Below are 24,234 nucleotides of genomic sequence, written 5' to 3' on the forward strand. Positions count from 1 at the left end.
TATCAAGACCGATACGGACAACTTTCATGGCACACCTCCTTGGCTGGCTCACAGCCCCTTGGCTGCAATACCCTCAGTGTCCCGCTAGATGGGAGGGGGAGTCCATTTCATTAGTAGACGACAGAAGTGTCCAATAAGCTGGACCTCTGTCCGATAAGCTGGCGGACCGGACATGGTTTTGCCCTTGTCATTTCCGGGTTCAGGGTGTATAACTGTTTATCCATACAGTATTTGTTCTCCCGTGAAACCGGACAGTCTCAATTCCGATGTGTCGCCTTTGCGTCTGCTCGATCAGGTTCGGGCTGCAATACGCGTTCGGCACTACAGTTTACGTATCGAGCAGGCATATGTCCATTGGGTTTTTCGTTTCATTCGTCATTGCGGAATGCGACATCCGCGTGAGCTTGGGGTGCGTGAGGTTTCTGCCTATCTCTCGTACCTGGCGAGCGAGCGCGATGTTGCGGCGGCAACCCAGCAACAGGCGCTTTCGGCCTTGTTGTTTCTGTATAAACAGGTTCTGGAAATCGAGTTGCCGTGGCTGGATGATCTCGTTCGTCCGAAGAAGCCGGCACGTCTGCCGACGGGGCTTCATGTGGATGAAGTGGCACGCCTGCTTGATGCGATCCGGCCTGAGCATGCACTGATGGGGCGTTTGCTCTATGGCACGGGGATGCGTTTGATGGAGTGCTTGCGTCTGCGGATCAAGGACGTTGATTTTTTGCGCCGGGAAATTCTGATCCGCGAAGTGGCATCGAGCGGCGCCACCATGCGCATGAAAAATCCCTGCAGCGGGCAATGAAGCTGGCGGCTGGGATGGCGGGGTTGAGCAAGCCGGTGTCGCCGCTGGATGCAGTGCGCTGAGTGGATTTTTCTGTTTGCTGCGCATACCATGCGCAGAGGAGATTGCCTGATGAAATCCATGCCCCAAACCTCGCCAGCCAAGCGCCCGGTCAATTTGTTGCTCAATGAAGGCAACGTCGAGCGGGCGCGGCAGTACACCGCCAATCTGTCGGCCACGGTCGATGCTTTGCTGGCCGAGTTCGTCGAGCGCGAGCGCCTGCGCCGCGACGAGCAGCGCCAGCATTACGCGGCGGTGGCCGAGGCGTGGAACCGCCTGGAGGCGCTGAACGGTTCGTTTGCCGACGAGCATTCGACGCTATGAGCCAGTTCGACGTGCATCGCAACGCCGGGCGGCACGCGGTGCTGATTCCCTTTGTCGTGGTCGTGCAGTCGGCGGTCTTCGACGAGCGTCGACGCCGGGTCGTGGTGCCGCTGGTGGCCAGCGATCTGGCGCAGCAGCAGGTGAGTTTGCCGGCGTCGCGGGTGACGCCGGAGTTTTTCGTCGAGGGGCGCAAGGTGATCCTGAATCCGCTGGAAATCGTTTCGGTGCCGCTTGATGCGCTCGGACCGCGCGTTACGTCGCTGGCTGCCGAGGGCGAGGCCATCGTTGCTGCGCTGGACGAAGTTTTTTCGCGTGCCTGGGGTTAAGTTCATGAGCGATTTGTTTTCCTCCAACGAAGTCGACCGTTCCGCGCCGCTGGCCGAACAGTTGCGCCCGCAGACGCCGGACGAGGTGATCGGCCAGCAGCATCTGCTCGGGCCGGGCAAGCCGCTGCGCCTGGCGTTTGCGTCTGGGCAGCCGCATTCGATGATCCTGTGGGGGCCGCCGGGAGTGGGCAAGACCACGCTGGCGCGAATGATGGCGACGCAGTTCCAGTGCGAGTTCATTGCGCTGTCGGCGGTGTTTTCCGGGATCAAGGAGGTGCGCGAGGCGGTGGCGCAGGCCGAGATGTGGAAGACGCAGGGGCGGCGGACCATCCTGTTCGTCGATGAAATCCACCGTTTCAACAAGGCGCAGCAGGATGGCTTTCTGCCTTTCGTCGAGAGCGGGCTGCTGACCTTCATCGGTGCGACGACGGAAAATCCATCGTTCGAGCTGAATTCGGCGCTCTTGTCGCGCGCTTCGGTCTATGTGCTGAAGTCGCTCGATGAGGCCGAGATGGGGGCTTTGTTCGACCGGGCGTGCGAACGGGCGCTGGCGGATCTGTCGTTTGCCGGCGAGGCGAGGACGCGCTTGATCGGCTTGGCCGATGGCGATGCGCGGCGGCTGCTTAACCTGCTCGAACAGGTGCGGACGGCGGCCCGGACGGCAGATATTTCTACGGTCGACGGCGCTTTTATCGAAGAAACCATGGCGCAGAGCCTGCGCCGTTTCGACAAGGGCGGCGACGCCTTCTACGACCAGATTTCGGCGCTGCACAAGTCGGTGCGCGGTTCCAGCCCGGACGGCGCGCTTTACTGGTTCTGCCGCATGCTCGACGGCGGTGCCGATCCGCGCTATCTGGCGCGGCGGATCATCCGCATGGCCTGGGAAGACATCGGCCTGGCCGATCCGCGGGCGATGCAGATCGCCAACGACGCGGCCGAAACCTACGAGCGGCTTGGCTCACCGGAAGGCGAGCTGGCGCTGGCGCAGGCGGTGACTTATCTGGCGGTGGCCGCCAAGTCGAATGCCGGCTACAACGCCTACAACGCGGCGCGCGCCTTCGTGAAGCAGGACGGTTCGCGGCCGGTCCCGATCCATTTGCGCAACGCGCCGACCAAGCTGATGAAGGAACTCGGCCACGGCAAGGCCTACCGCTATGCGCACGACGAGCCGGAAGCCTACGCCGCCGGCGAAAGCTATCTGCCGGACGGCATGCCGGAACCCGGCTGGTATGAGCCGACGCCGCGTGGGCTGGAAGGCAAGATCGGCGAGAAACTCGCCCATCTGCGGGCCTTGGATCGCAAGGCCGGCAAGAAATAGCCGGCCGGGGTTTTGCCGGAAATACTGCGGTCGACCGCAGTATTTCAGTGTTTCTTGCCAGCCTTGATGTTCTGGCCCATCCAGCCGAGCATGTCCAGCCACATGGCGCGCTGATCTCGCATCGCCGGCATCATCGTGGCGTGCGGCAGTTCGATGGTGACCACCGGCACGCTCTTGTGCAGGCCGCCGTAGTTGCCGAGCGAGCCGGGGTAAACGCCCAGCCGGTTGAGCGCCAGGCGGCCGAAGCGCAGCGGTTTCGGTGCCGGGCCGTCGTAATCGAGCAGATTGTACGGGGCGTGCACGCTGATGATCACATCCGGCTTGAATTCATCCAGTTGCTTTTCCAGCCAGCGCGTCTCGATTTCCGAACCGGGGCTGTCGCCGGGGTTGCGGCGCGGATCGCGGCCGGTGCGTTCGGTCCAGTATTTGTGCGCGTCGCTGTTCCAGTCGGGCGTCGGGAAATTGCGGTTGAGGTCCACGCCGCGACCGTTAACCCGTGTCGATGGACGAACCAGCAGGCCATCCGGGTTGGCTAGCGGGATGACGCGCCAGTTGTATTTGGCGGGTTCAGTTTCGTGCATCCACTCCAGCCAGCGGAAAACCGTGGAGATCGAGGTCAGTTCGTCGCCGTGAATACCGCCGATGACCAGCACGCGCGGCGCCTTGGTAGCGTGCTTGCCGCTTGCCGGAATGTCGCGCAGGACCAGCGCACGGCCGCCGCTGGTCCGTTCGTCGGTGGCAAGGAACTGCCGGGCGCGGCAGCTTTCGACCGAAACACTGTGCAGGCGCTGATCGAGGTCTTTGCACCAGGCATCGGTGATGGCATCTGTGGCCGGGTTGGCGAAGGCGGGCAGGGCAAGAAGCAGGGCGGCGCACAAGCCAGCGGTGGAGAGGGGCGGGAAGGTGGGCGAAAAGCGGAACATGGGAAGTCGGTGAGTGCAGGCAAAACGCGATGATAACCGGGTAGCCGTTCCGGTCCCGAGTTTTCCGGCCTCGCGTATAATCCCGCGCTTGATGAAACACGGTGGTTTTTGCTCAAAAACTGCGGTCGACCGCGGGGCCAGCCTTGGTTTCCTTGGTCGCAAGAAAACAGGAAAAAACATGCTCGATATCCAACAACTTCGCTCCAACCTCGACGCCGTGGCGGAAGGCCTGGCCAAGCGCGGCAAGCCCATCGACTTTACGGAATTCACGGCTCTGGAAACCGAGCGCAAAACCTTGCAGACGCGGACCCAGGAACTGCAGGCGCAGCGCAACAGCCTGTCCAAGCAGATCGGCATGTTGAAGGGCAAGGGCGAGGATGCGTCAGAAGTGATGGCGCAGGTCGGCGCACTTGGCGACGAGTTGAAGGCGTCCGAAGCCCGTCTCGGCGAATTGCTGGAGAAGTTCAACGCCATCCTGGCGGCACTGCCGAACATCCCGGACGAGTCGGTGCCGGTGGGCGAAGACGAAGCGGGTAATGTTGAAATCAAGCGCTGGGGTACGCCGCGCGTTTTCGATTTCCCTGTCAAGGATCACACCGACGTCGGCGAGGCCATCGGCCAGCTCGATTTCGCCACCGCCGCCAAGATTTCCGGTTCGCGCTTCTCGCTGCTCAAGGGCGGTCTGGCGCGTTTGCACCGTGCACTCGCCCAGTTCATGCTCGACACGCATACCGCCGAACACGGCTATACCGAGGTTTATGTGCCGTATCTGGTCAATGCGGCCAGCCTGAACGGCACCGGCCAGTTGCCGAAGTTCGAGGAAGACCTGTTCAAGGTGCTGCGCGGCGAGCAAGACCCGCTGTACCTGATTCCGACCGCCGAAGTGCCGGTGACCAACATTGTGCGCGATGAAATTCTGGCGGCCGAAAGCCTGCCTTTGAAATTCGTCAGCCACACGCCGTGTTTCCGTTCCGAAGCCGGTTCCGGCGGGCGCGACGTGCGCGGCATGATCCGCCAGCATCAGTTCGACAAGGTGGAATTGGTGCAGATCGTGCATCCGGAAAAGTCGGCCGAAGCGCATGAGGAACTGACGCGTCAGGCTGAAGTCATCCTGGAAAAACTGGAATTGCCGTATCGCCGCATGGCGCTGTGCACCGGCGACATGGGTTTCTCTGCCGCCAAGACCTACGATCTGGAAGTCTGGCTGCCGGCGCAGAACACCTATCGCGAAATTTCTTCCTGCTCGAACTTCGGCGCTTTCCAGGCACGACGCATGCAGGCGCGTTTCCGCAACGACAAGAACAAGCCGGAGCTTTGTCACACGCTGAATGGTTCGGGTCTGGCCGTGGGGCGGACGCTGGTCGCCATCCTGGAGAATTTCCAGAATGACGACGGCAGCGTGACCATTCCAGCCGTGCTGCGCCCGTACATGGGTGGTGTGGAAAAACTCAGCGCCTGAGTTTCAGCGTTTCAGTTTGATGCCCGGCATCTTGCCGGGCGTGCCTTCCACCTTGGCGGTAAATGGCGGTTGTGGCGGTTCGTTGCGCGTCAGGATGTCGTAATAGCTGCGGATGTTTTCGACCAGGATCACCGCTTCGCCACCTCTGGCCCGGCCGGATTTCAGGCGGCTGTAATACTTCGGTTTGGCCAGCAGCGGCAGGACGCGCTTCATGTCGTACCAGGTGTTGGCGTCGACATTCAATTGCCGGGCTATGCTCCGCGCCGCGTTCAGGTGGCCGGGGCCGATGTTGTAGCCGGCCAGCGCCAGCCAGGTCCGGTCGGGTTCCTGAACTTCTGCCGGTAACATGTCTTTCAGGATGTTGACGTAGCGCGCGCCGCCCAGAATGCTTTCACGGGCATCCAGCCGGTTGCTGACGCCCAGCCGGTCGGCCGTTTCTTCGGTCAACATCATCAAACCGCGTACATTGGTATAGCTGGTGGCGAACGAATCCCAGTGGGATTCCTGATAGGCCAGCGCGGCCAGTAGTCTCCAGTCGATGCCGCTGATTTGCTCGGCGGAATGAAAATGCTTGCGCAGCTTGGGCAGGGTTTTTTCGATTTCGCCGAGAAATTTTTCGATATCCGGCTGGGTCAGTCGGCGTACATGGCCGAAGTAACGTTCCTCGATTCGCGCCAGCGTGCCATCCTGATGAATGCGCTTGATGAATGCCTCGGCCCTGGCTTTCAACTCCGGATTGGGGTGTGCGCCTAGCAGCCAGACAATCGGCGCGCTTTCTCCCAGTGTCAGGCTGCTACGCAAGCTGGGAACGAACTGGTTGGCCAGTTCTTCCATGCGGGCATCCATCACGACGTAATTGACCGGCGGTTTGCCGAGCGAGTCGAGCAGATCCAGGATGTCGCCCTGTTCGACTTCGACCAGTTTCAGGTCGGGAATCGTCTCGATCAGTTTGCGTACGGTGGCGGCTTGCCTTGAGCCCGCCATGGCGTGAATGGTTTTGCCGGTAAGTTGATCGAGGTGGGTCAGCGGCAGGGAGGCTTCATGCTGTACAAGGATGTCCCGTGTGTTGAACAGGGGCGGGCTGGCCAGAATGTTTTCATATACCGGTGACAACCAGGCGGCTGCCAGGTGGTACGCTCCTCCTGCAATTTTTTCCTCGAGTTCATTGGGCGGCACGACCTGGTATTTGACCCCGACGCCCAATTCTTCGGCAAAGGCCGTGGTCAGATCGTGCTCCAGGCCGTTGGCGCTTGCCGTGTCATCGGCCATGTAAGTGAGAGGCCCGGCGCGGGTCACGACGATCAAGTCCTGTTTGCCTGGGGTCGGGAAGGGCAGCGGTCCTCCGTCTCCGCAGGCGGTGACGAAAAGAATAACAATTAACGAAAATAGACTCTTAATCTCGCGCATCTCTTGTGCTATTATATCGGCCGCTGCGGAGAGGTGGCAGAGTGGTCGAATGTACCTGATTCGAAATCAGGCGTACTGCAAGGTACCGTGGGTTCGAATCCCACCCTCTCCGCCAAGCGACAAAAAATGAACCCTTGATGATCAAGGGTTTTTTTGTTTCTGCCTTTTTCAGGTTAAGCATGCCATCAGGTGTGTCATGGCATGTTTGCCTCGGTTGCGCTGATTTAAGCGGTTATAAACGACCATTATTCTTCGATTGGCTCGACGTTGGGTTTTAGCCTGAAACCAATTCACGAAGCAACTGATGCTTTTCTCGGTAAATTTTACCTGAGATATATCGATTTTCACGGCACCGGCATGTAGATGATGCTCTGATCGGACGAGGAGCCTGGCGTCATTTTGATCTATGGTTGTGCTGTTTGATCGTCATTGACTGTTTGGAGTTTGTATATTAGAATTATCTAATATAATCCGCGCTGTGCATCAGGGTCGAGTCGAGAATGCACAGTCAATTCTCGAGTAAAAAAGTGGATCAAGAAAACTCCCGCCTAAAGCACTTTCCTGTTTCCTGGTTTTCCACGGTGATGGGGATGGCCGGTTTGTCGATTGCCTGGAATCGTGCCGAGCATTTTTTTGATCCGGGTTTTTGCGTCAGTTCAGTATTGCTCGGTCTGACTACCTTGTGGTTCATCGTATTGACCGTCATCTACGCAACCAAAATGGTCAAATATCCGGCCGAGGTGATGGCCGAAATCAGGCATCCGGTGAAACTGGCTTTTGTGCCGACCTTTTCGATCAGCCTGATCCTGCTTTCGATTGCCTATATGCAATCTGCTCCGGATTTCTCATTCTGGTTGTGGTCGCTGGGGGCGAGCGTGCATCTGGGCATCACGCTATATGTCTTTTCGTCCTGGATACATCACACGCAATATGAGATTACGCACTTGAACCCGGCTTGGTTCATCCCCGTGGTTGGCAATATTCTGGTGCCGATTGCCGGGATGCTTCATACAACAGCGGATGTTTCCTGGTTCTTCTTCAGTTTGGGCTTGTTTTTCTGGCCGGTCCTGACAGCCATTATCTTCTATCGCTTGATTTTCCATTCAGCCTTGCCGGAACGGTTGTTGCCGACATTATTCATCTTCATTGCACCACCTGCCGTGGGTTTCATTTCCTGGTTCAACCTGACGGGAGGCTTGGATGCCTTTGGCCGCATCCTCTATTCGATTGCCTTGGTGTTTACTCTCGTTTTGTTCAGCCAGGTCAACCATTTTCGACGGATTCAGTTTTTCCTGTCCTGGTGGGCCTATTCCTTTCCGTTGGCCGCAATGACGATTGCCACATTCCTGATGGCCAAGGCCACCGAGCAGCTTGTCTATGTTTTGCTTGGCGGGGCGCTGATTGGTCTGTTGAGTCTGCTGGTTGTCTTGTTGATCTGGCGTACGATCCGGGCTGTGCTTCGGCACGAAATCTGCGTGGCTGGTCATTGATCGGCAGAACATGACAATGTTCGCCAGCTTGGCGATATTGTTGTGCGTCGCCCTCTTCGCCCTCAACCTGCTGATCAGGCGCGGTCTGGCTGCACCGAGAATTGCCGGGGAGGCTACTCCGGAGGAGCTGCCATGGCATGTAGTCAGCATTCCGACGGTGCGCCAGAAGAAGCTTTTCGGCTGGTTTATTCCGAGTCTCCCCGGCGCCCCTTGTCTGGTCATCCTGCATGGCTGGGGAAGTAATGCCGAGATGATGCTGCCGCTCGCGCGGCCCTTGCATGCGGCCGGTTACGGTCTACTGTTTTTTGAGGCAAGAAACCACGGGCGAAGCGATGGCGATGATTTTTCGTCTTTGCCACGCTTTGCCGAAGATATTGAGTGCGCCATCGCCTGGTTGCGCTTGCAAGCAGAAGTCGATCCCTTGCGCATTGGATTGATCGGGCATTCGGTAGGTGCTGGCGCTGCCTTGCTGGTGGCATCGCGTTGCCAGGATATTCGCGCCGTGATCAGCTTATCGGCGTTCTCTCATCCCGCCAGCATGATGCGCCGCTGGTTGAGCGCCAAAGGCATCCCGTTCTGGCCATTGGGAGCATATATTCTTGCTTACGTCCAGCACGTGATTGCTCATCGTTTTGAGGAAATCGCGCCTCGCAACACGATCAAACGGGTGAGTTGTCCTACCCTCTTGGTTCATGCAGAGGATGACAGAACTGTTCCTGTTGAAGACGCGCGTGAAATTCATGCCAATCGAACAGGAGAACAAGTTCGCCTGCTAATCGTGCCTGGTGACCATGAGCAATTTGATGATCTCGAACAGCGGATCACAGACTTGCTGGATTTTTTGCGTTACTCAATGCAATGATCGTTTCAGCGGTAGAAGCCTGCGGCAATTTCCAGTCGCATGCTTTGCCTCTGTGCTTGAGGCATATCTGGCAAAGCTGTCGGTTTTTATGTTAAAAGTGACATCTTGGCAAAAATAATCGAATAGTTAGGAGATGCGCTTGGCTACGCATAAGTCTTGGTTGATTCTCCATGCAATTGGCCTGGCCGTTTTCCTGTCATCTTGTAGTCCTGCCGAGCCGATCAGGATTGGTTTGCTGGCCGGCCTCTCTGATCGTGGTTCCGATTTTGGCGAAAGTGTCCGCAACGGGGTCATCCTGGCGGTCGAGCAACAAAATCTGGCTGGGGGCATCAACGGGCGAAAAATCGAATTGCTCGTGCGCGACGATGGTCAGGATAAAGCCATGGCGGCCAAGGCGGCGCAGGAGTTGATAGCCTTGCGTCCGGACATCATCATCGGTCCGGTGACCAGTTCGATGGCTGCAGTAGTCCTGCCGTTGATGGATAGGGCGGGGCAGACTTTCATCAGTCCGACAGTCGCCTCGACCGATTTTCATGGCAAGGACGACAATTTTTTCCGGGTCAATTGCACGACCAGAGAAGCCGCCATTCAGCACGCCAAGGTACTGTTCGAGCGCGGGCCACGCCATGTCGGGCTGGCCTTCGATGCATCGAACCTGCCGTTTTCGGATACCTGGGTAAAAGCCTTTGCCAGCGAGTTTGAAAAGCTGGGTGGGCGCGTCAGTGGTTCAGCGGGTTTCGAATCGGCTGCCAGTACCAGTTTTTCCGATGTGATCAAGCGTTTGCTGGTCAAAAAGCCGGATGCCCTGATTTTTGTCGCCAGTACGCTCGATACTGCGCGTCTTGCCCAACAGGCGCGTCGTCTGGCGCCTGGTTTGCCGCTCAGTTCATCCGAATGGGCGGCTTCGGCCGAAGCACTTAGCGAAATGGGGGGCAGCGCCGTCGAAGGCATGCTGATGACCCACGCCTACAATCGGGATGATGCCAGGGCGGCTTACCAGGAGTTTCGCAAGGCGTTCAAGAACCGCTTTCAGCGGGAATTCGGTTCTTTCTCCCTGCTGGCTTACGATTCGGCCAATGTCGTTTTTGCCGCCATGAAGCAACGCAGCCAGGGTGAAGACATGAAGCAAGCCCTGCTCAAATATGGTCCCTACCAGGGCGTACAGCAGGAAATCCGTTTTGATGCCAATGGCGATGCGACGCGCCAGGTTTATTTTACGGAAATCCGCAACGGCGATCTGTTCCAGATCCAATGACACAATCTCAGCCCCGTGAATGGCGACTGGATGTCTATCTCGGCGTATTGCTGGCCATTACGTCCATCCTGACATTTCTGTTCGTTGGTTCTACCTTTTTGCTCACCCGTATTCCGCAACTTGAAGGCGAGATTCGTGCTCGCGCTGAAGGTGATGCCCGCGAGCTGGCTTTCCGGATAGAAATGCAGATGCTGGCGCAACAGGAGCAGTTGGCGCTGGTCGCTACGGCCTTGCTCAATAGCGAGTCTCCAGCACGGCTGATCAGCCAGGCGGTTGCCGGGGGCAAGGTGTTTCGGGCGCTTTACCTGTTGTCGCCGGCTGGCGAGGTGATCGTCGCCGGCCTGACGCCGGAGTACCGCCATCTGGAAAGTGAGGTGCTTGGTAGCGACCTTTCCGCGACACCGCTTTTCCGTGAAGTGAAACAACGTGCCGGACCGGCCTGGAGTGACAAGTATCTGTCTTCGCTAAGCGGTCAGGTCACTGTGGGACTGGCTGTTCCGGTCAGCGGCGGGAAGGTGCTGCTGGCGGAAATTCCCTTGAGCTATCTGCTGGCCATTCTTGACCATAACCCCGGTGCCAAACAACGTGCCATCTGGGTCATTGATCAGCGCGGTGAACTGCTGGCCGATACGGAATCGGCAAACCGTGTCGGCGGGGTGAATCTTTATAACTCTCCAGTCCTCAAGGCCGTACTGAATGGGGAAAGCCTCCCCACCCAGTTTGCCTTCGACGGCAGTCAATATTACGTTGGCGGGGCCCGTTCGGCCGCGCTTGGCTGGTCGTTCATTGCACGTCAGCCTGCCGGCTTTGCGCACCCGGAAATCCGCATGACCATCCTGGTGTTTTGCGGTGGCTTCCTGGCTTCGCTGTTGATCGGTGTCCTGTTGGCTGTTTATGGTGCCGCACGCCTGCTGCGTCCGCTCTCGGGAGTCGTGCATCAGGCGCATCAGGTAGCGCTGGGCGAAGTCGTCGATCAATGGCCGCGTGGACGCATCAAGGAATTCAATCATCTGTCGGCCGATATCGGCCGGATGGCCAGTGCCATTCTTGAACGAGAACATGAGTTGCGCGAACTCAACGCCGGACTTGAGGCCCGGGTCAATGAACGTACCATCGCATTGTCGCAGGCCAAGGAAGCCGCCGAGCAAGCAAGTCGTTCGAAGAGCACTTTCCTGGCCAATATGAGCCATGAAATCCGGACGCCGCTCAATGCCATCAGCGGTATGGCTCTGCTCATGCGCCGGGCCGGATTGCCACCGGATCAGAGCGAGCGCCTGAGCAAACTGGAAGGGGCCGGCGAGCACTTGCTGGAAGTGATCAACATGGTGCTGGATCTGTCGAAAATCGAGGCCGGGAAACTGGTGCTTGAGGAAACGGCTTTTCCGCTCGGTAGCCTGTTCGAGAATGTTCGCTCGATGCTGAACGAAAGGGCGCTGGAGAAACATTTGCAACTGACTTGCGAATTTCCGCCCTTGCCAGCCGTCGTGCTTGGTGATCGGACGCGTCTGCAGCAGGGGTTGCTTAATTACGCCGCCAACGCCGTCAAGTTCACGGAACAGGGCAGCGTCACCCTGCGTGCCGAAGTCCAGGAAGAAAACGGGGACGAGGTCCTGCTGCGTTTTGAAGTCATCGATACCGGTATTGGCATCGCCCCCGAAGCCCAGGCGAGATTGTTCAATGCCTTCGAGCAGGCCGATGGTTCAACGACGCGTAAATACGGCGGGACCGGACTGGGTTTGGCGATTACCGCAAAAATTGCTGCGGCGATGGGGGGCGAGGCCGGTGTGTATAGTGAGTTGAACAGAGGCAGTTGCTTCTGGTTTACCGCACGCTTGAAGAAAGCTGATACCTGGTTGGTTCACGAGTCGCTTGCCTTGAGCGATATTGAGGCGGCGCTCCGTGCTTCATTCTGCGGGAGTCGTGTTCTTCTGGTCGAGGATGAGCCGATCAATCGAGAGATTGCCCATATCCTGCTGGAAGACATCGGGTTTTGTGTTGATCTGGCTGAAGATGGTGAGCAGGCGGTCGACCTCGCCGGGCGCGAGCATTACGACCTGATCGTCATGGATATGCAGATGCCCCGGATGGATGGTCTGGAAGCGACCCGCCGTATTCGGGCCCAGCCGGGCGGTGCTGACTTGTTGATCATTGCGATGACCGCCAACGCGTTTGCCGAGGACAAGGCGCGTTGCCTGGCTGCGGGAATGAATCACTTCACCACCAAACCGCTCGATCCTGATGTGTTCCTGAAACTCCTGTTGAGCAGTTTGTCGGAACAGCAGGCGCGTGAAGACAGAGGAGCAAGCTCGCTGCAGGTCTGACAGCGGGCTGATTGGCGCCTTATCGGGTTTGGGTCAACTGGCCCACGCCGCTACTTTCTGCGGCAATTTCGCTCGCCAGTTGCAGCAGAGCCTGATTCATTGCTGTCACCATTGCCGATGCGTCATCTGCTTTCATGGCAAGCACGATACGGCTTTCGCGCAGCGTGCTCACCCCTTGGGTCCGACTCAGGCTCCAGCGGGCATTCAGACGGACTTCATTGTCTGCACTGGCTTCAAAAGCTGTGATTTCCAGTTGCAGGCGATTGTTCACCGTGATGCCGGATGGTGCGGGCAAAAATACCAGTTTGCCCGGCCCGAGCAGTCGGCCGAGATTTTCGCCGAGAACCCGGCGCACGCTGTCTTCCAGCGGCTCGCCCCAGCGTTCGCCGTCGCGTATGAGCAGGCGGCCGCCAGCGCCACGGATGACCAGTTGCTGGCGGTTCAGATAATCGGGCAGGCTGATCGTGCCAATGCCGAGCCGATAGTCGGTTGCGACGGTTTTTTCTGTTGGCGCGACAGCCAGGGGGTCGAGCAGGTAGAAGCGACTGGCGGGGGCCGTGGCACAAGCACCCAGCAGGAGCGCGGAAAGCAGTAAAGCCAATGGGGAGCGCAACATGATTACCTCACTTGCCACGCAGCAGGGATTCCGGCCGCTGTTCAATGGATTCGGACAACTGTCGGACGGCGGTGGCAGCTCGCGTCGTTTCCTTGAGTGCCCGCTGGATATTTTGTTGCAGCAGCGAGTTATCGGCCGTCGCGTCGCGCAGTCCGGTAGCGACGCCGGAAATCTCCTGCAGTGCTGCCTGCGCCGTAGTCATCGCCTGGCGGGTTTCCTGCAGTACGCCGTGAATATCCTTGAGTAATGGACCGGTTCCCTGTTCAAGCCGGCCGGTTAGCCGTTCCAGATTGGCCATCGTCTTGGCCAGTGAGTGCAGGGTTGCTTCGAGTTCGCGGCTTTCGGTTTTGCTGCGCAAGGCGCTGGCTACTGCGGAAATATCGAGCAGCAGTTTTTCAAAGTCGACCTGTTCAAAGCGTTGTTTGAATTGTTGTACCGGGGTCGGAATGGTTGGAATTTCCGGCAGCAGCGTATTGCCTTGACCACGCAGGGTATTCGGTGCATCGCTATGGAAGTCCAGGTCGACGTAGAGTTGCCCGGTCAGCAGGCTTTGCATGGCGAGTTGGGCGCGCAGGCCCTCTTTGACAAAGTCAGCCCCGGAAACCAGGCTGTTGATTTCAATCGTCTGTCCACTCAGGTCGGCGGCCGAGGTGGGGAATAATTCGGCCTCGACCGGGACAAAAAAGGATTTGGTGCCGCTGTCCATGGCGATGCCAATGCGTTTTACCGTACCGATGGTGACGCCACGAAAGACGACCGGTGCGCCGACTTTCAGACCATAGACCGAATCTTCGAAATACATCACGTAACGGGTTTTTTTCTGCCACAGATCGCCGCCGGCCAGCAGGAATACTGCGGCCAGCGCCAGGCTGAGTGCGCCGAGGACAAAGCCGCCGATCAGGGCGGAATGCGTTTTCCTGCTCAAGATTTTCCCCTGTTGAGAAAGGCCCGCACGGTATCCGGGCCGGATAGGGCGAGTGTGTTCGGATTGCCGCCAGCGATCATGGTCTTGCTGTCGGCATCGAGAAAGAGCGAATTGTTGCCGATGGCGAAAATGCTGGCCAGTTCATGCGTGACGACGACTATGGTGGCGCCCAGGCTGGCCCGCAGTTCGAGAATCAGCTCGTCGAGATGGGCGGAACTGAGTGGGTCGAGGCCAGCCGAGGGTTCGTCGAAAAAGAGAATGTCTGGGTCAAGAGCCATGGCGCGAGCCAGGGCGGCCCGTTTTTTCATGCCGCCGCTGATTTCTGATGGGTAAAAATCCTCGAAGCCGGCTAGCCCGACCAATGCCAGTTTGACAGCCGCCAATTCGCGGGCGATGGCTGGCTTAAGAGCAGCGATTTCCGTCATCGGTAACATGATGTTTTCGCTCAAGGTCAGCGAACTCCACAGGGCACCGCTCTGGAAAAGTACGCCGCAACGCCGCTGGATTGCCGTGCGTGTGGCATCGTCGCCGCGCCACAGGTCCTGGCCGGAAAAGCGCACATTGCCGCTAGCCGGTTCCTGCAGACCGATCAGATGGCGCAGCAGGGTGCTCTTACCGCAGCCGCTGCCGCCCATGATGATGAAAATGTCGCCCTGGTTGACCGTAAAACTCAGGTCGCGCTGGATCAGGCGTTCGCCGTAGCGCATGGTCAATTCTTCTACTGCGATCACCGGGGGCGCTGTATTCATGTCAAATACCCAAGCGCTGGAAAACCATGGTTAACAGCGAGGCAGCAATCGTGATCAGCAGGATGCCCAGCACCACGGCGGCTGTCGTGGCATCACCCACGGCCTGTGCGCTGCGGCCACAGCGCATGCCGCACAGGCAGCCGGCCAGCGCCACCAGCGCGCCGTAAACGGTACCCTTGATCATGCCGACGGCGAAGTGGGTCAGGGTCAGGGCTTTGACCGTCTGGTTGAAATAGGCGAAGGCACCGACGTCGAACACCGTAGTCGCGATTAGCATACCGGCGGCAACGCCGACGATCCCGGCGTACAGGGTGAGTAGCGGGGCCATGACGAGCAGCGCGAGAAAGCGCGGCAAGACCAGAAAATCGGAGACCGGCAGACCAAAGGTACGAAACGCATCGATTTCCTCATTGACCTGCATGGTGCCGAGTTGCGCTGCGTAAGCGGCGCCGGTGCGGCCGGCCAGGATGATGCCGGTCATCAGCGCAGCAATTTCGCGCACCATGCCGATACCGACCAAATCGGCAATATAGATCTGCGCGCCGAGCAGGGTCAGTTGGGCAGCGCCCATATACGCAAGGATGGTACCGACCAGGAAGCTGATCAAGGAGACGATGGGCAGGGCGCGCGGTCCGGCATCTTCGATGAAGAGCAGCAAATTGGCCCGTTGATAGCGCGCTTTGCCGGTCACGAAGCGCCCCAGCGATTGGGTCAGATCACCGATGAAGGCGAGGTTCTGGGGTATCCGCCACCAGGTGGCCAGCGTGACATTGCCGACATATTCCAGCACGCCATCTTCGTGCAGCACTTCATCCGTCTGCGCTTTGGCCGGTACGGCCCGGGCCAGTTGCAGCAGTCTGACCAGGCCGGCCGGCAGTCCGGCGGTATCGAGTCGGCAATTGTTTTGCTCGGCCGTTTTGGTCATTTGCAGTACAAAAACCAGCAGGCTGCTGTCCCACTCGCCGAGTTCGTGGCAATCGAATGACAGCGCGGTACAGCCACCGATTTTCGTTTGATCCATGACGGGGAGCACTTGGCTGGTCCGCCAGTCGCCGGCGAGGCGGCATATTGCAACGCTCGCGTCGACCTGGCACTCAGCGCTGGCTGGCCTGTCTGTCATGAAATTGTTTCCCGTTTAGCTATCCCGTCTTATTTTGCCTTATATCCAGCAAAATCTGCCCGGCATTACAGTATTTCTGCGGTCAACGGGTCAATTGGGCATAAAACAGGGGCAGGCGCAGCGGCAGTTCTTCCGGGCTGCGCAGTACGGCGTAACCGGTGGCGCCGAACAGGTGCGGCAGGTAGCCGCCGCCTTCGCGGTCGATGGTCAGGCAGAAGGGGACGAGGCCAAGACGCCGCGCTTCATGCACGGCGGCGCGCGTGTCCTCGATGCCGTAGCGGCTGTCGTAAATGTCGAGGTCGTTCGGTTTGCCGTCCGACAGCAACAGCAGGATGCGCCGGCCGGCCTTTTCTTCGAGCAGCATCTGCGTTGCCCGGCGAATCGCTGCGCCCATCCGCGTGTAATAGCCGGGGCGGATGGCCTGGACGCGGCCGCGGACGGTGTCGTTGAACGGCTCGGCGAATTCCTTCAGGCGATGAAAACGCACCTGATTGCGACGGACCGAGGAAAAACCGCAAATGGCAAAGCGATCGCCGGTTGAGCGCAGGGCTTCGCCAAACAGCAGCAGCGCGTCGCGGATCACGTCGATCACGCGCGCTTCGCTGGATACCCAGGTGTCGGTGGACAGCGACAGATCGGCAAGGACCAGGCAGGCAAGGTCTCTTTCGCGTTTTTCCAGCGACTGAAAAAGCTGTTCGGCCGGGTGTCGACCGCAACAACGGTCGGTGCTTGCCCGGACGACCGCGTCAAGGTCCAGTTCGCTGCCATCGGCTTGTCCTTTCAGCCAGCGCCGACCGGGTTGCAGCGCGGCGAACTGTTGGTGCAGCCGGCGGGCGGTGCGCGCCAGACGGGCGGGCAGCGGGGTGGGAACGGCGTGGCGCGAGGCCATTTCCTGCAGCCGGACGTGATCTTCCAGCAGACGTTCCTTGCGATAGTCCCATTCCGGCAGCGCGATACCGGCGCCGAGCGGGATGTCGTCTTCGGCTGCCGATGGCAGATCGAGATCGAAGCGCACCCGCGAGGCGATCCGTTCGCCGGCATCCGGTGTGGCCAGCGATAGCTGCTCCATTTCGCGGGCGGCAGCTTCGGCATTCTGGTCCGGATCGTCGTCGACGCTGCGATTGACGCGCAGGAATTCAGCCACCGACAGCAGGCTTTCGGCGCGGAAGAACATCAGCATGCCGTTCTTGTCTTTGGGGGCTTCGACGCGCTCGGCCCGGTGGGCATTTTGCGAGGCATCCTTGGATTCGCCGCCGCTGGCTTCGGCATCGCCGCCATCGCCGGACCTTGCCGTCGACGTTTCCTGAATGTCACGCCATTGCAGCCAGAGCAATACCGGTTGATAGGGCGGGGTGCCAGGCGGCACGGCGGGCAGGGCAAGCTGGCTGCCCGGTTCGCGCAGGGCCTGACGGATGGCCTGTTCGCGTGCGGCTTCGGCGGGGGGCAGCTTGTCCAGCGGGAAGCGTTCGGGCAGGTAGGCGCTCAGCAGGCGCTGATAGCGGCTGGCCAGACCGGGCCAGTTTTCCAGCGCCAGCAGGGTGGCGCGTTGATTGCGGTAAATCTCCGATTCATCGGCCTGGGCTGGCGCCAACCGGTCGAGACAGGCGGCGAGGGCGGCCAGCCAGTAATACAGGTCGCGGTTGAGCGAAGTATCCGGAAAGGCATCGATGGCGGGCGGCAAGCGCAAGGTGCTGTTGTCGCGCCGGGCCTGCATCGTGCGTTCGCCGCTGCCGGCCACGCGGGCCAGCCAGGTGCGCCGGCTGCCATGGACGTCGGCCGTTGCCGGGGCAATGCGCAAGCCGGGGTCGCCGCCCAGCGCCCGGAAAAAAATGCTCAGCGGGCGTTCCTGGGTTTTCAGGTGCACCGCCGCTGCGGGGTGACTGCCACCCGCGGCACGGGTGATCCAGCGGTGCCAGACTTTGCCGACCCATTCTTCCATGTCAGCGCTTCTCTTGTTTGCCGGGCCGGAAACCGGCCTCGTTGCTGCGTGCCTGCGCATCCTTGACCCAGTGCAGCAGCGCGCCGCCGGGTTTGTCGGCCTGGGTTTCGGCGCAGGCACTCAGGCACTGGCCGCATTGCGTGCAGGTGAACATGTGGCGTTTGATGTTGCGCGGGTTCAGTCGCATCGGGCAGACCGCGTCGCAGGCCGAGGCGCGTTCCGGCAGGCATTGTGTGCAGGCCGCACCACGGGCGCGCTGGAAGCCGACCACCATGCCATCGCGGTTGCCCATCCAGACCAGCGATTGGAACAGGCCGACGGCACAGGCATAGCGACAGAACAGGTGGCGGGCGAAGAGGAATTCCACGCTCAGCACCAGTGTGCCGGCACCGATGAACAGGCTTTGGTTGCGGCTAAGGGTGAAATGCCACAGGTTGCGATAAATTTCTTCGGGTGGCAGCAGGTAAGTGAGAAAGGCCACGGCCCAGCAGAAGGCGAAGCCGATGGCTACCGGGACGACGAGCAGCCACCAGCGCCAGTCCTGCTGGCGCGGACGGCCATCGGGCAGCCACAAGGGCTGAATTTCCTTCTCCCAGATGCTGGGCTTGCCGGAGGCCTTGATCATCAAGCCGTTGATCGCTTCAACCACGGAAAAATGCGGGCACAGCCAGCCGCAATACAGTCGCCCCCAGCGCCGGGCGACCAGCAGGAACAGTGCCGCCCCGCCGACAATGGGCAGGAACAGGCGCAGCAGGACGTTCAACGCCGCCTGCCCGGCACCGATACGGCCGGCCAGGAAATCATCCAGGCCGAGTCGCCATTCGAGACTGAGTATCCAGGCATGGCCGGCGTCGAGGTCGTAGCGAAACAGGTTGAAGACCGGTGCGACCAGAAAAAGGGCGAAAAACCCCAACTGGAAGGCGAGGCGCTTGCGCTGTAGCGGGTGGCTCATGGCAGGGCTGGGCCGATCAACGGAAAGCGCCACGGGTGGCCATTCATCGCGCGGATCAAACCCATGACGCCGAGATAAATCAGGCCGGCGTGAAACAGCACGAAGTACAGGATGCCGACCAGCCAGGTCCACGGATTGGCAAAGCCGCCGAGCAGCAGGATGGCCAGGCTGACCCCAACCAGCACCGCGCCACCCCACAGGCAGGCGACGACGTTCTGCTGCAGGTGGTTGCGCACCAGCGGATCGGCATGGTCGCGGTGTTTCCACCAGAGCCAGACGAGGGCGATGAAGGCAATGCCGGGCAGGATCATCAGGTTGGCCAGGAACAGTACACCGGCAGCAATCGCCAGCGGTGGACCGGGCATCACATGGGTCAGCGGATCGGGACGTTCGATGGTCAAGCTTGTTCTCCGATGAGCTTCCCGTCGATTGAAGCAAATGGGCAGCATGAACCGGAGGGGGGCGGTGGTCGATGAAATGGCATGACTGGAGTTTAGGAATCCAGCCGCTGGCCGGCCTTGATCCGCACTAAGGAAACGCGCAATGAATGTCCACTTAGGGATTGTCTGAACAAGTCCCGATTCAAAAAATCCGGGCATCGAAAAATCAATGGGTTGCAATACGTCAGCCCCAGTTTTTCGCATTTTTTCAGACCATCCTTAGGATATTAAAGAGGCTCATCATGGAAAAAACCGCTGATTTTGCGGTCAATCTTGCGAGAGTCTGTATGTGCGGCAAATTGCCGCGCGACAATTTGCCCAATTCCTCGATTCGGTCGCACTCGCTACGATGCGCCCACTTGATGCTGCGGCTGTTGCTTCGGCATGCGTCATTGTCGGGAAAGGAAAGCCATGTTCAAGCGATCGCTCGCCAGCTTCGTTGCGGTTCTCTCGCTCACCCTCGCGGTCGTCGCCCAGGCTGCCGATGTCGATGCCGAGTTACGCCAGGCGGCGCGGCTCCACAAGAATGGCGATAGCACCGCCGCGATCGCCATCTGGGAGCGCTGGGCTGGACGTGGCGACATCGATGCGGCCTACAACCTGGCGGTGGTCAACCACCATGGCGACGGGGTCGCCCTTGATTACGCCAAGGCCCTGCGCTGGTACCGCCAGGCGGCGGAGCAGGGTGACAAGTTCGCCCAGGTCCAGATCGGCCTGTTCTATCAGAACGGTCTCGGCGTCGCGCCTGACGAGACCGAGGCGCATCGTTGGTTCACGATGCATCGCCAGCATCATTTCCACCATCAGCACGAGCCAAGGATGCAGGCCTGGCGCCAGCAGGCGCTGGCCCTGATCGAAGCGGGCGAGCGCCGCGAGCAGGCAGATATTGCGCGGCGTGATGGTGCGCAGGTGGTTGCCGAGTTGCGCCGGCGCGCCGGCATGCCGGCTACCGATAGCGCACTGCTCGCGGCCAACACGCGTTAGGAACCGGCAGCCGAACGATGTCGGGCGATACGATCCGCCGTCTGTACGCCAAGCATGCCGCCGAGTTGTTGGCGTTCGCGCGGCAACGCGTTGGTGGTGACAGTTCGTGCGATGTCGTGCACGATGGTTTCGTCCGCCTGATGACCTATGGTGACAGCGCGGCGCTGGAGAACCCGCGTGCCTATCTTTACCGGATTACCGCCAATGCGGCCAATGACCGCAACGCGAAATTCGGTATCGGCAATGACTGGTGCGATCCGCCTGGCGATCCCGCTGCTCAGGTTTGTCCGGCGCCAGGGCCGGAGACGGTGTTTGCCGCTCGCGACGAGTTGCAGCGCTGCCTGGCCGCGCTCGACGAATTGCCGGCGATCTACCGGCACGTGTTCCTGCTGCACCGTCTCGACGGCATGACCCAGGTCGAGATTGCCGTCGCGCTGGAGATTCCGCAAAGGACTGTCGAGCGCTATGTCGCCAAGGCGCTGGCGCATTGCATCGCACGACTCGGACGCTGAAGGTGGCGGTAATCCCGGCGCTGGCCGGTCATATACAATGTCGCCCATTCTTCGCCGCGCCACGACCTTGTCCTCTCCCGATCCGATTCCCGAGCCGGCCGCGCCGAATGCCGCCGACTGGCTGGCCCGCCGCCTGAATGGCAGCTTTGGTGCTGCCGATCAGCGGGCATTCCTCGACTGGCTTAACGCCAGCCCGGAAAACGGCCGGGCCTACGCCGAGGCAGAACGCTTGTGGGAGCAGATGCGCGTTCTCGACACGGTTGCTGCGCCGCAACTGGCCGAGGCGCGGGCCTTCATGGCGCAGCGACGGCGAAGTCGGCGGCGCTGGCCGGTTCCGGCCGCTGCGGCGGCGCTTCTCGTGCTTACGCTGTCCTCGTGGTCGCTGTTCTTTTCGCCGGATGGCTACCGGACCGCGGTCGGTGAGCAGCGCAGCGTCGAACTCGCCGATGGTTCCCGCCTCGATCTGAATACCGACAGCGAAGTCGTCGTCCGCTATTCGCCCACTGGTCGCGTCGTCGAACTCAAGCAAGGCCAGGCTGTCTTCACTGTTGCCCATGGCGATGCCCGTCCGTTCGATGTCCATGCCGGCGGCGGCATCGTCCGTGACATCGGCACCCGGTTCGATGTACGCCTGCGCCAGACGACCACCACGGTTGCCGTACTCGACGGTGCGGTCGAGGTCATCGGCGACGGCCGCAGGTTGGCGCTGCAGCGTGGGCAAGGAGTCAGCTACGGGCGCGACGGCTTGCCCGGTGCCGTCGGCGAAGTCGACGTCGAGCGGCAGTCGGCTTGGCGCGAAGGCAAGCTGCATTTTCGGGCACAGCCGCTGGCCGAGGTGATCGAGGAAGTGCAGCGCTATCACCGGGCGATGATCGTCATCGCCGATCCGGCGCTGGGGAAAATCCGCGTCAGCGGCGTATTCCCGACCGACGACCTGACCCTGACCCTGCAGACCATCGCTGCAACGCTGCCAGTCAGCCTGCAACGCAACGGTGACCGCTGGTCGATCGCACGGCGCTGAGCGCAGCACGAAATATTCGATCCGTTCTGGCGGGTTTTGCCGGCAATGCCGGTCTCACCTTTGGAGTAGTCAAAACCAAAGGGGAAACCATGCAGCAATACCACAAGCCTGCGGTCGCCATCTGTCTGGCTATCGCATCCGCTTTCGCGCAAGCGCAGGAAACGGCCTACCAGCTTTCGATTCCGGCCCAGCCGTTGGCTCAGGCCATCGAGACACTGAGCAGCCAGACCGGCCTGCAGCCGTTCTTTGCCGAAGACAGCGTCGGTGGCTTGCGCAGCCAGGCGGTGGACGGGCGCTACACCTTGCCGCAGGCGCTCGATCGCCTTCTTGCTGGAAGTGGCCTCGAATACCGGTTTACTGCCGACAAGACGGTAGCTATCCGCGCAATAGCCGGCAAACCTCCGGCCGCCCCGACCTTGCTGCCGGAAATCCTGGTCACGACCAGCACACGTACGGCCAACCCGTTGTCGAAGACCGCAGCGTCGGTCAGTGTCGTTGACAGCGAAATGCTCGAGGAGCGCCAGGCGGCCACAGCTTCACAAGTATTGAAAAAACTGCCTAACGTCGAGTTCGGCGGCGGTCCCCGGGTCAATGGCGAGATTCCCACGATACGCGGCGTCTTCGGGCCGTCGATCACCCTGATGATCGACGGGGCCAGGCAGAACGACTCGACTTCGCCAGGGCTGAAGTCGCCGTTGTTCATCGATCCGTATTTCCTGCAGCGGATCGAGGTGCTGCGCGGTCCGGCATCGTCGCTTTACGGCTCGGGCGGCAACGGTGGCGTGATGGCCTTCACCACGATCAGTGCGCGCGACCTGCTGGCCGCCGATGAGCGGCTCGGTGGCGGCGCCAAAGTTGCCTACAACCGGGCCGATCGCTCGACCCGGATGAATGCTCGCGCCTACGCCGCCGGCGAGGTTTTCGACGCGCTGCTGGCGGTGGGTTCGCAGGACTGGAACAAGATCCGTCAGGGCGCTGGTGGCTATCTCGATCCGAACGACGGCGATGCTGCCACCGGGATGGTCAAGCTCGGCGTTCAGCCCTTTGCCGATGCCCGGATCGAACTGACGCACCAGTTCTACAAGAGCGACAACCTGCAGGTGAATAATCCGCAGGCAACCCAGTACCGGACCAGCAACCTGCCGATCACCATGCCGGCGATCCAGGAGGTTCATGTCGATCAGCAGAATACCGTGCTCAAGGCCAGCGTCGGCAAGGTCGACGACAGTCCGGCGGTACTCGCTACCGTCTATCGCACGTCATTGCAGTACGAAGCTGACCGTAGTCCCGATCCGGCAATCACCAATGTGCTCTACAGCAATACCAAGACCGTCACCGATGGTGCCAGCATCCAGGGCAGCCGGATTGTCGAAGGCGGCGTCTGGGGCCGGCACCGGCTGACCGCCGGCGGTGACTATTTCAAGGACAAGCAGACTGCAGTCAGCGCCACCAGCACCAATCCGTCGGCGCCGAGCACGGTGACCCGGAACGGCGAGCGTCAGGTCGGCGGGGTTTTCCTGCAGGATGAAATCGATCTGGGCAGCGGCTGGCGGCTGACGCCGAGCCTGCGCTCGGACCATTACAGTGCCTCGATGGCCGACGGCAGCCTGCCTGGCAACAGTGCCTCGCGGGTTTCGCCCAAGGTCTCGCTGGCTTGGGACGATGGCCGTGGACTGATGGTCTATGGGAATTATGGCGAGGCTTTCCGCGCCCCGACCGTCAACGAGCTTTACCAGAACTTCAACGGCTTCGGACTGACCAATTTCCTGCCCAATGCCAGCCTCAAGCCGGAGATCGACCGGACCTTCGAGCTGGGAACACATTTCGAGCGCAAATCCTGGCTGACCGAGGGCGACAGGCTGCGCCTGCGCGCTGCCTGGTTCGCTTCGCGGGTGACTGACCTGATTTACAGCGTCAACCTCGGCGGAATGACGCCGGTCGGATCGACGCCGGCCCAGCAGGCAACCTTCGCCGCCAATTGTGCAGCGACCGGCCTGAACTGCAAGCTGCAGTTCCAGAACGTTCCCGACGCCCGCCGCCGCGGTGGCGAAATCGAAGTCGGCTACGGCCTCGGGCAATGGCAGGTCAATGCCGCTTACAGCCGGGTTCGAGTCGATAACCGGGACAACGGCGACAAGCTTTTCTCGCCGCCGGACAAGCTCAGCCTGCAAGTGCGCCTGAAACTGCCGGCACAAGGGACGACGCTGTTCTGGAACACGACCGGCGTTGCCGCCCAGGACTACGATTCGACGGTGTTGCGGCGTCGTTCCGGCTACAGCACGCACGACCTGTTCGTCACCTGGATGCCGGCCGGCGGCCGCTACAAGATCGACGCCGGCGTCAGCAACCTGTTCGACAAGCGTTATTCCGCCTATCAGTCGTCAAATGCCTTCGCCTATACCTACCAGGAAGGGCGCAGCCTGCGTCTGGCGGTCAGTGCGGATTTCTGAGGA

The 24,234-nt window shown here is 60.4% G+C and carries 22 protein-coding genes and 1 tRNA gene; 14 read left to right on the forward strand and 9 right to left on the reverse strand.

The genetic code is table 11. From position 1 onward, the window contains the following. Nucleotides 1–241 precede the first annotated feature (241 nt). The 4 genes from RCI20_RS17260 (at nucleotide 242) to RCI20_RS17275 (ending at nucleotide 2,806) form a co-directional block, all read left to right on the forward strand. Nucleotides 242–799, forward strand: a complete 558-nt coding sequence (locus RCI20_RS17260; RefSeq protein WP_306607767.1) for a phage integrase N-terminal SAM-like domain-containing protein — start codon at nucleotides 242–244, stop codon at nucleotides 797–799. A 111-nt stretch (nucleotides 800–910) separates the two neighbouring features. Next, on the forward strand, nucleotides 911–1,162 hold the full coding sequence (locus tag RCI20_RS17265) for a type II toxin-antitoxin system CcdA family antitoxin (RefSeq protein ID WP_028995283.1): 252 nt from the start codon (nucleotides 911–913) through the stop codon (nucleotides 1,160–1,162). Then, the gene (locus RCI20_RS17270; RefSeq protein WP_306607768.1) at nucleotides 1,159–1,488 is read left to right on the forward strand and encodes a CcdB family protein; all 330 of its coding nucleotides are present in this window, start codon (nucleotides 1,159–1,161) and stop codon (nucleotides 1,486–1,488) included. The genes RCI20_RS17265 and RCI20_RS17270 overlap by 4 nt, the downstream gene beginning before the upstream one ends. 4 nt (nucleotides 1,489–1,492) lie before the next feature. Then, nucleotides 1,493–2,806 (forward strand): replication-associated recombination protein A, encoded by a 1,314-nt coding sequence (locus tag RCI20_RS17275; protein WP_306607769.1) that lies wholly within the window; start codon nucleotides 1,493–1,495, stop codon nucleotides 2,804–2,806. Nucleotides 2,807–2,850: 44 nt separating this feature from the next. Here the strand turns inward: RCI20_RS17275 and RCI20_RS17280 are convergent, their stop codons facing one another. Then, the gene (locus tag RCI20_RS17280) at nucleotides 2,851–3,729 is read right to left on the reverse strand and encodes a M14 family zinc carboxypeptidase (protein ID WP_306607770.1); all 879 of its coding nucleotides are present in this window, start codon (nucleotides 3,727–3,729) and stop codon (nucleotides 2,851–2,853) included. Nucleotides 3,730–3,907: 178 nt separating this feature from the next. Between RCI20_RS17280 and serS the strand changes: the two genes are divergently transcribed. Then, entirely contained in the window at nucleotides 3,908–5,188 is a 1,281-nt protein-coding gene (serS, locus tag RCI20_RS17285) for a serine--tRNA ligase (protein ID WP_306607771.1), read from the forward strand. 3 nt (nucleotides 5,189–5,191) lie between these two features. On the opposite strand, the gene mltF is transcribed toward serS, so the two are convergent. Beyond that, nucleotides 5,192–6,493, reverse strand: a complete 1,302-nt coding sequence (mltF, locus tag RCI20_RS17290; protein ID WP_306607772.1) for a membrane-bound lytic murein transglycosylase MltF — start codon at nucleotides 6,491–6,493, stop codon at nucleotides 5,192–5,194. A 129-nt stretch (nucleotides 6,494–6,622) separates the two neighbouring features. Here mltF and RCI20_RS17295 point away from each other — a divergent pair. The 5 genes from RCI20_RS17295 to RCI20_RS17315 all read left to right on the forward strand — a co-directional run bounded on the left by RCI20_RS17295 (nucleotide 6,623) and on the right by RCI20_RS17315 (nucleotide 12,523). Then, a tRNA-Ser gene (locus RCI20_RS17295) sits at nucleotides 6,623–6,710 on the forward strand. 412 nt (nucleotides 6,711–7,122) lie between these two features. Then, entirely contained in the window at nucleotides 7,123–8,085 is a 963-nt protein-coding gene (locus RCI20_RS17300; protein ID WP_306607775.1) for an SLAC1 anion channel family protein, read from the forward strand. A 16-nt stretch (nucleotides 8,086–8,101) separates the two neighbouring features. Then, nucleotides 8,102–8,947: an alpha/beta hydrolase gene (locus RCI20_RS17305; RefSeq protein WP_306607777.1), complete on the forward strand. Its 846-nt coding sequence runs from the start codon at nucleotides 8,102–8,104 to the stop codon at nucleotides 8,945–8,947. 139 nt (nucleotides 8,948–9,086) lie between these two features. Continuing rightward, nucleotides 9,087–10,202: an ABC transporter substrate-binding protein gene (locus tag RCI20_RS17310; RefSeq protein ID WP_306607780.1), complete on the forward strand. Its 1,116-nt coding sequence runs from the start codon at nucleotides 9,087–9,089 to the stop codon at nucleotides 10,200–10,202. Then, a complete protein-coding gene (locus tag RCI20_RS17315; protein WP_306607782.1) occupies nucleotides 10,199–12,523 on the forward strand; it encodes a response regulator in 2,325 nt (774 codons plus the stop codon). The genes RCI20_RS17310 and RCI20_RS17315 overlap by 4 nt, the downstream gene beginning before the upstream one ends. Nucleotides 12,524–12,542: 19 nt before the next feature. Here RCI20_RS17315 and RCI20_RS17320 read toward each other — a convergent pair whose 3' ends face one another. From RCI20_RS17320 to RCI20_RS17350, 7 genes are all read right to left on the reverse strand, one after another. Further along, nucleotides 12,543–13,139 carry a membrane integrity-associated transporter subunit PqiC gene (locus tag RCI20_RS17320; protein WP_306607784.1) on the reverse strand — a complete coding sequence of 199 codons (597 nt, stop codon included), beginning with the start codon at nucleotides 13,137–13,139 and terminating at the stop codon, nucleotides 12,543–12,545. 7 nt (nucleotides 13,140–13,146) lie between these two features. Next, on the reverse strand, nucleotides 13,147–14,064 hold the full coding sequence (locus tag RCI20_RS17325; RefSeq protein ID WP_306607786.1) for an MlaD family protein: 918 nt from the start codon (nucleotides 14,062–14,064) through the stop codon (nucleotides 13,147–13,149). Continuing rightward, entirely contained in the window at nucleotides 14,061–14,813 is a 753-nt protein-coding gene (locus tag RCI20_RS17330) for an ABC transporter ATP-binding protein (RefSeq protein ID WP_306607788.1), read from the reverse strand. Before RCI20_RS17330 ends, RCI20_RS17325 begins: the two co-directional genes overlap by 4 nt. Before the next feature lies 1 nt (nucleotide 14,814). Further along, nucleotides 14,815–15,933, reverse strand: a complete 1,119-nt coding sequence (locus tag RCI20_RS17335) for an ABC transporter permease (RefSeq protein ID WP_306607789.1) — start codon at nucleotides 15,931–15,933, stop codon at nucleotides 14,815–14,817. Nucleotides 15,934–16,015: 82 nt separating this feature from the next. Beyond that, entirely contained in the window at nucleotides 16,016–17,872 is a 1,857-nt protein-coding gene (locus tag RCI20_RS17340; RefSeq protein WP_306607791.1) for a nitric oxide reductase activation protein NorD, read from the reverse strand. 1 nt (nucleotide 17,873) lies between these two features. Further along, a complete protein-coding gene (locus tag RCI20_RS17345) occupies nucleotides 17,874–18,824 on the reverse strand; it encodes a 4Fe-4S binding protein (RefSeq protein ID WP_306607794.1) in 951 nt (316 codons plus the stop codon). Continuing rightward, on the reverse strand, nucleotides 18,821–19,225 hold the full coding sequence (locus tag RCI20_RS17350) for a hypothetical protein (RefSeq protein WP_306607795.1): 405 nt from the start codon (nucleotides 19,223–19,225) through the stop codon (nucleotides 18,821–18,823). Before RCI20_RS17350 ends, RCI20_RS17345 begins: the two co-directional genes overlap by 4 nt. Nucleotides 19,226–19,675: 450 nt before the next feature. Between RCI20_RS17350 and RCI20_RS17355 the strand changes: the two genes are divergently transcribed. The 4 genes from RCI20_RS17355 (at nucleotide 19,676) to RCI20_RS17370 (ending at nucleotide 24,231) form a co-directional block, all read left to right on the forward strand. Further along, nucleotides 19,676–20,248, forward strand: a complete 573-nt coding sequence (locus tag RCI20_RS17355) for a tetratricopeptide repeat protein (RefSeq protein WP_306607796.1) — start codon at nucleotides 19,676–19,678, stop codon at nucleotides 20,246–20,248. 17 nt (nucleotides 20,249–20,265) lie between these two features. Beyond that, nucleotides 20,266–20,760 (forward strand): RNA polymerase sigma factor, encoded by a 495-nt coding sequence (locus RCI20_RS17360; RefSeq protein WP_306607798.1) that lies wholly within the window; start codon nucleotides 20,266–20,268, stop codon nucleotides 20,758–20,760. 37 nt (nucleotides 20,761–20,797) lie between these two features. Next, entirely contained in the window at nucleotides 20,798–21,781 is a 984-nt protein-coding gene (locus RCI20_RS17365; protein ID WP_306607800.1) for a FecR family protein, read from the forward strand. A gap of 89 nt (nucleotides 21,782–21,870) precedes the next feature. Further along, nucleotides 21,871–24,231: a TonB-dependent receptor gene (locus tag RCI20_RS17370; RefSeq protein ID WP_306607802.1), complete on the forward strand. Its 2,361-nt coding sequence runs from the start codon at nucleotides 21,871–21,873 to the stop codon at nucleotides 24,229–24,231. The last annotated feature ends 3 nt before the right edge of the window (nucleotides 24,232–24,234 follow it).

The organism is Azonexus sp. (genome assembly GCF_030824335.1).
Taxonomy (GTDB): domain Bacteria; phylum Pseudomonadota; class Gammaproteobacteria; order Burkholderiales; family Rhodocyclaceae; genus Azonexus.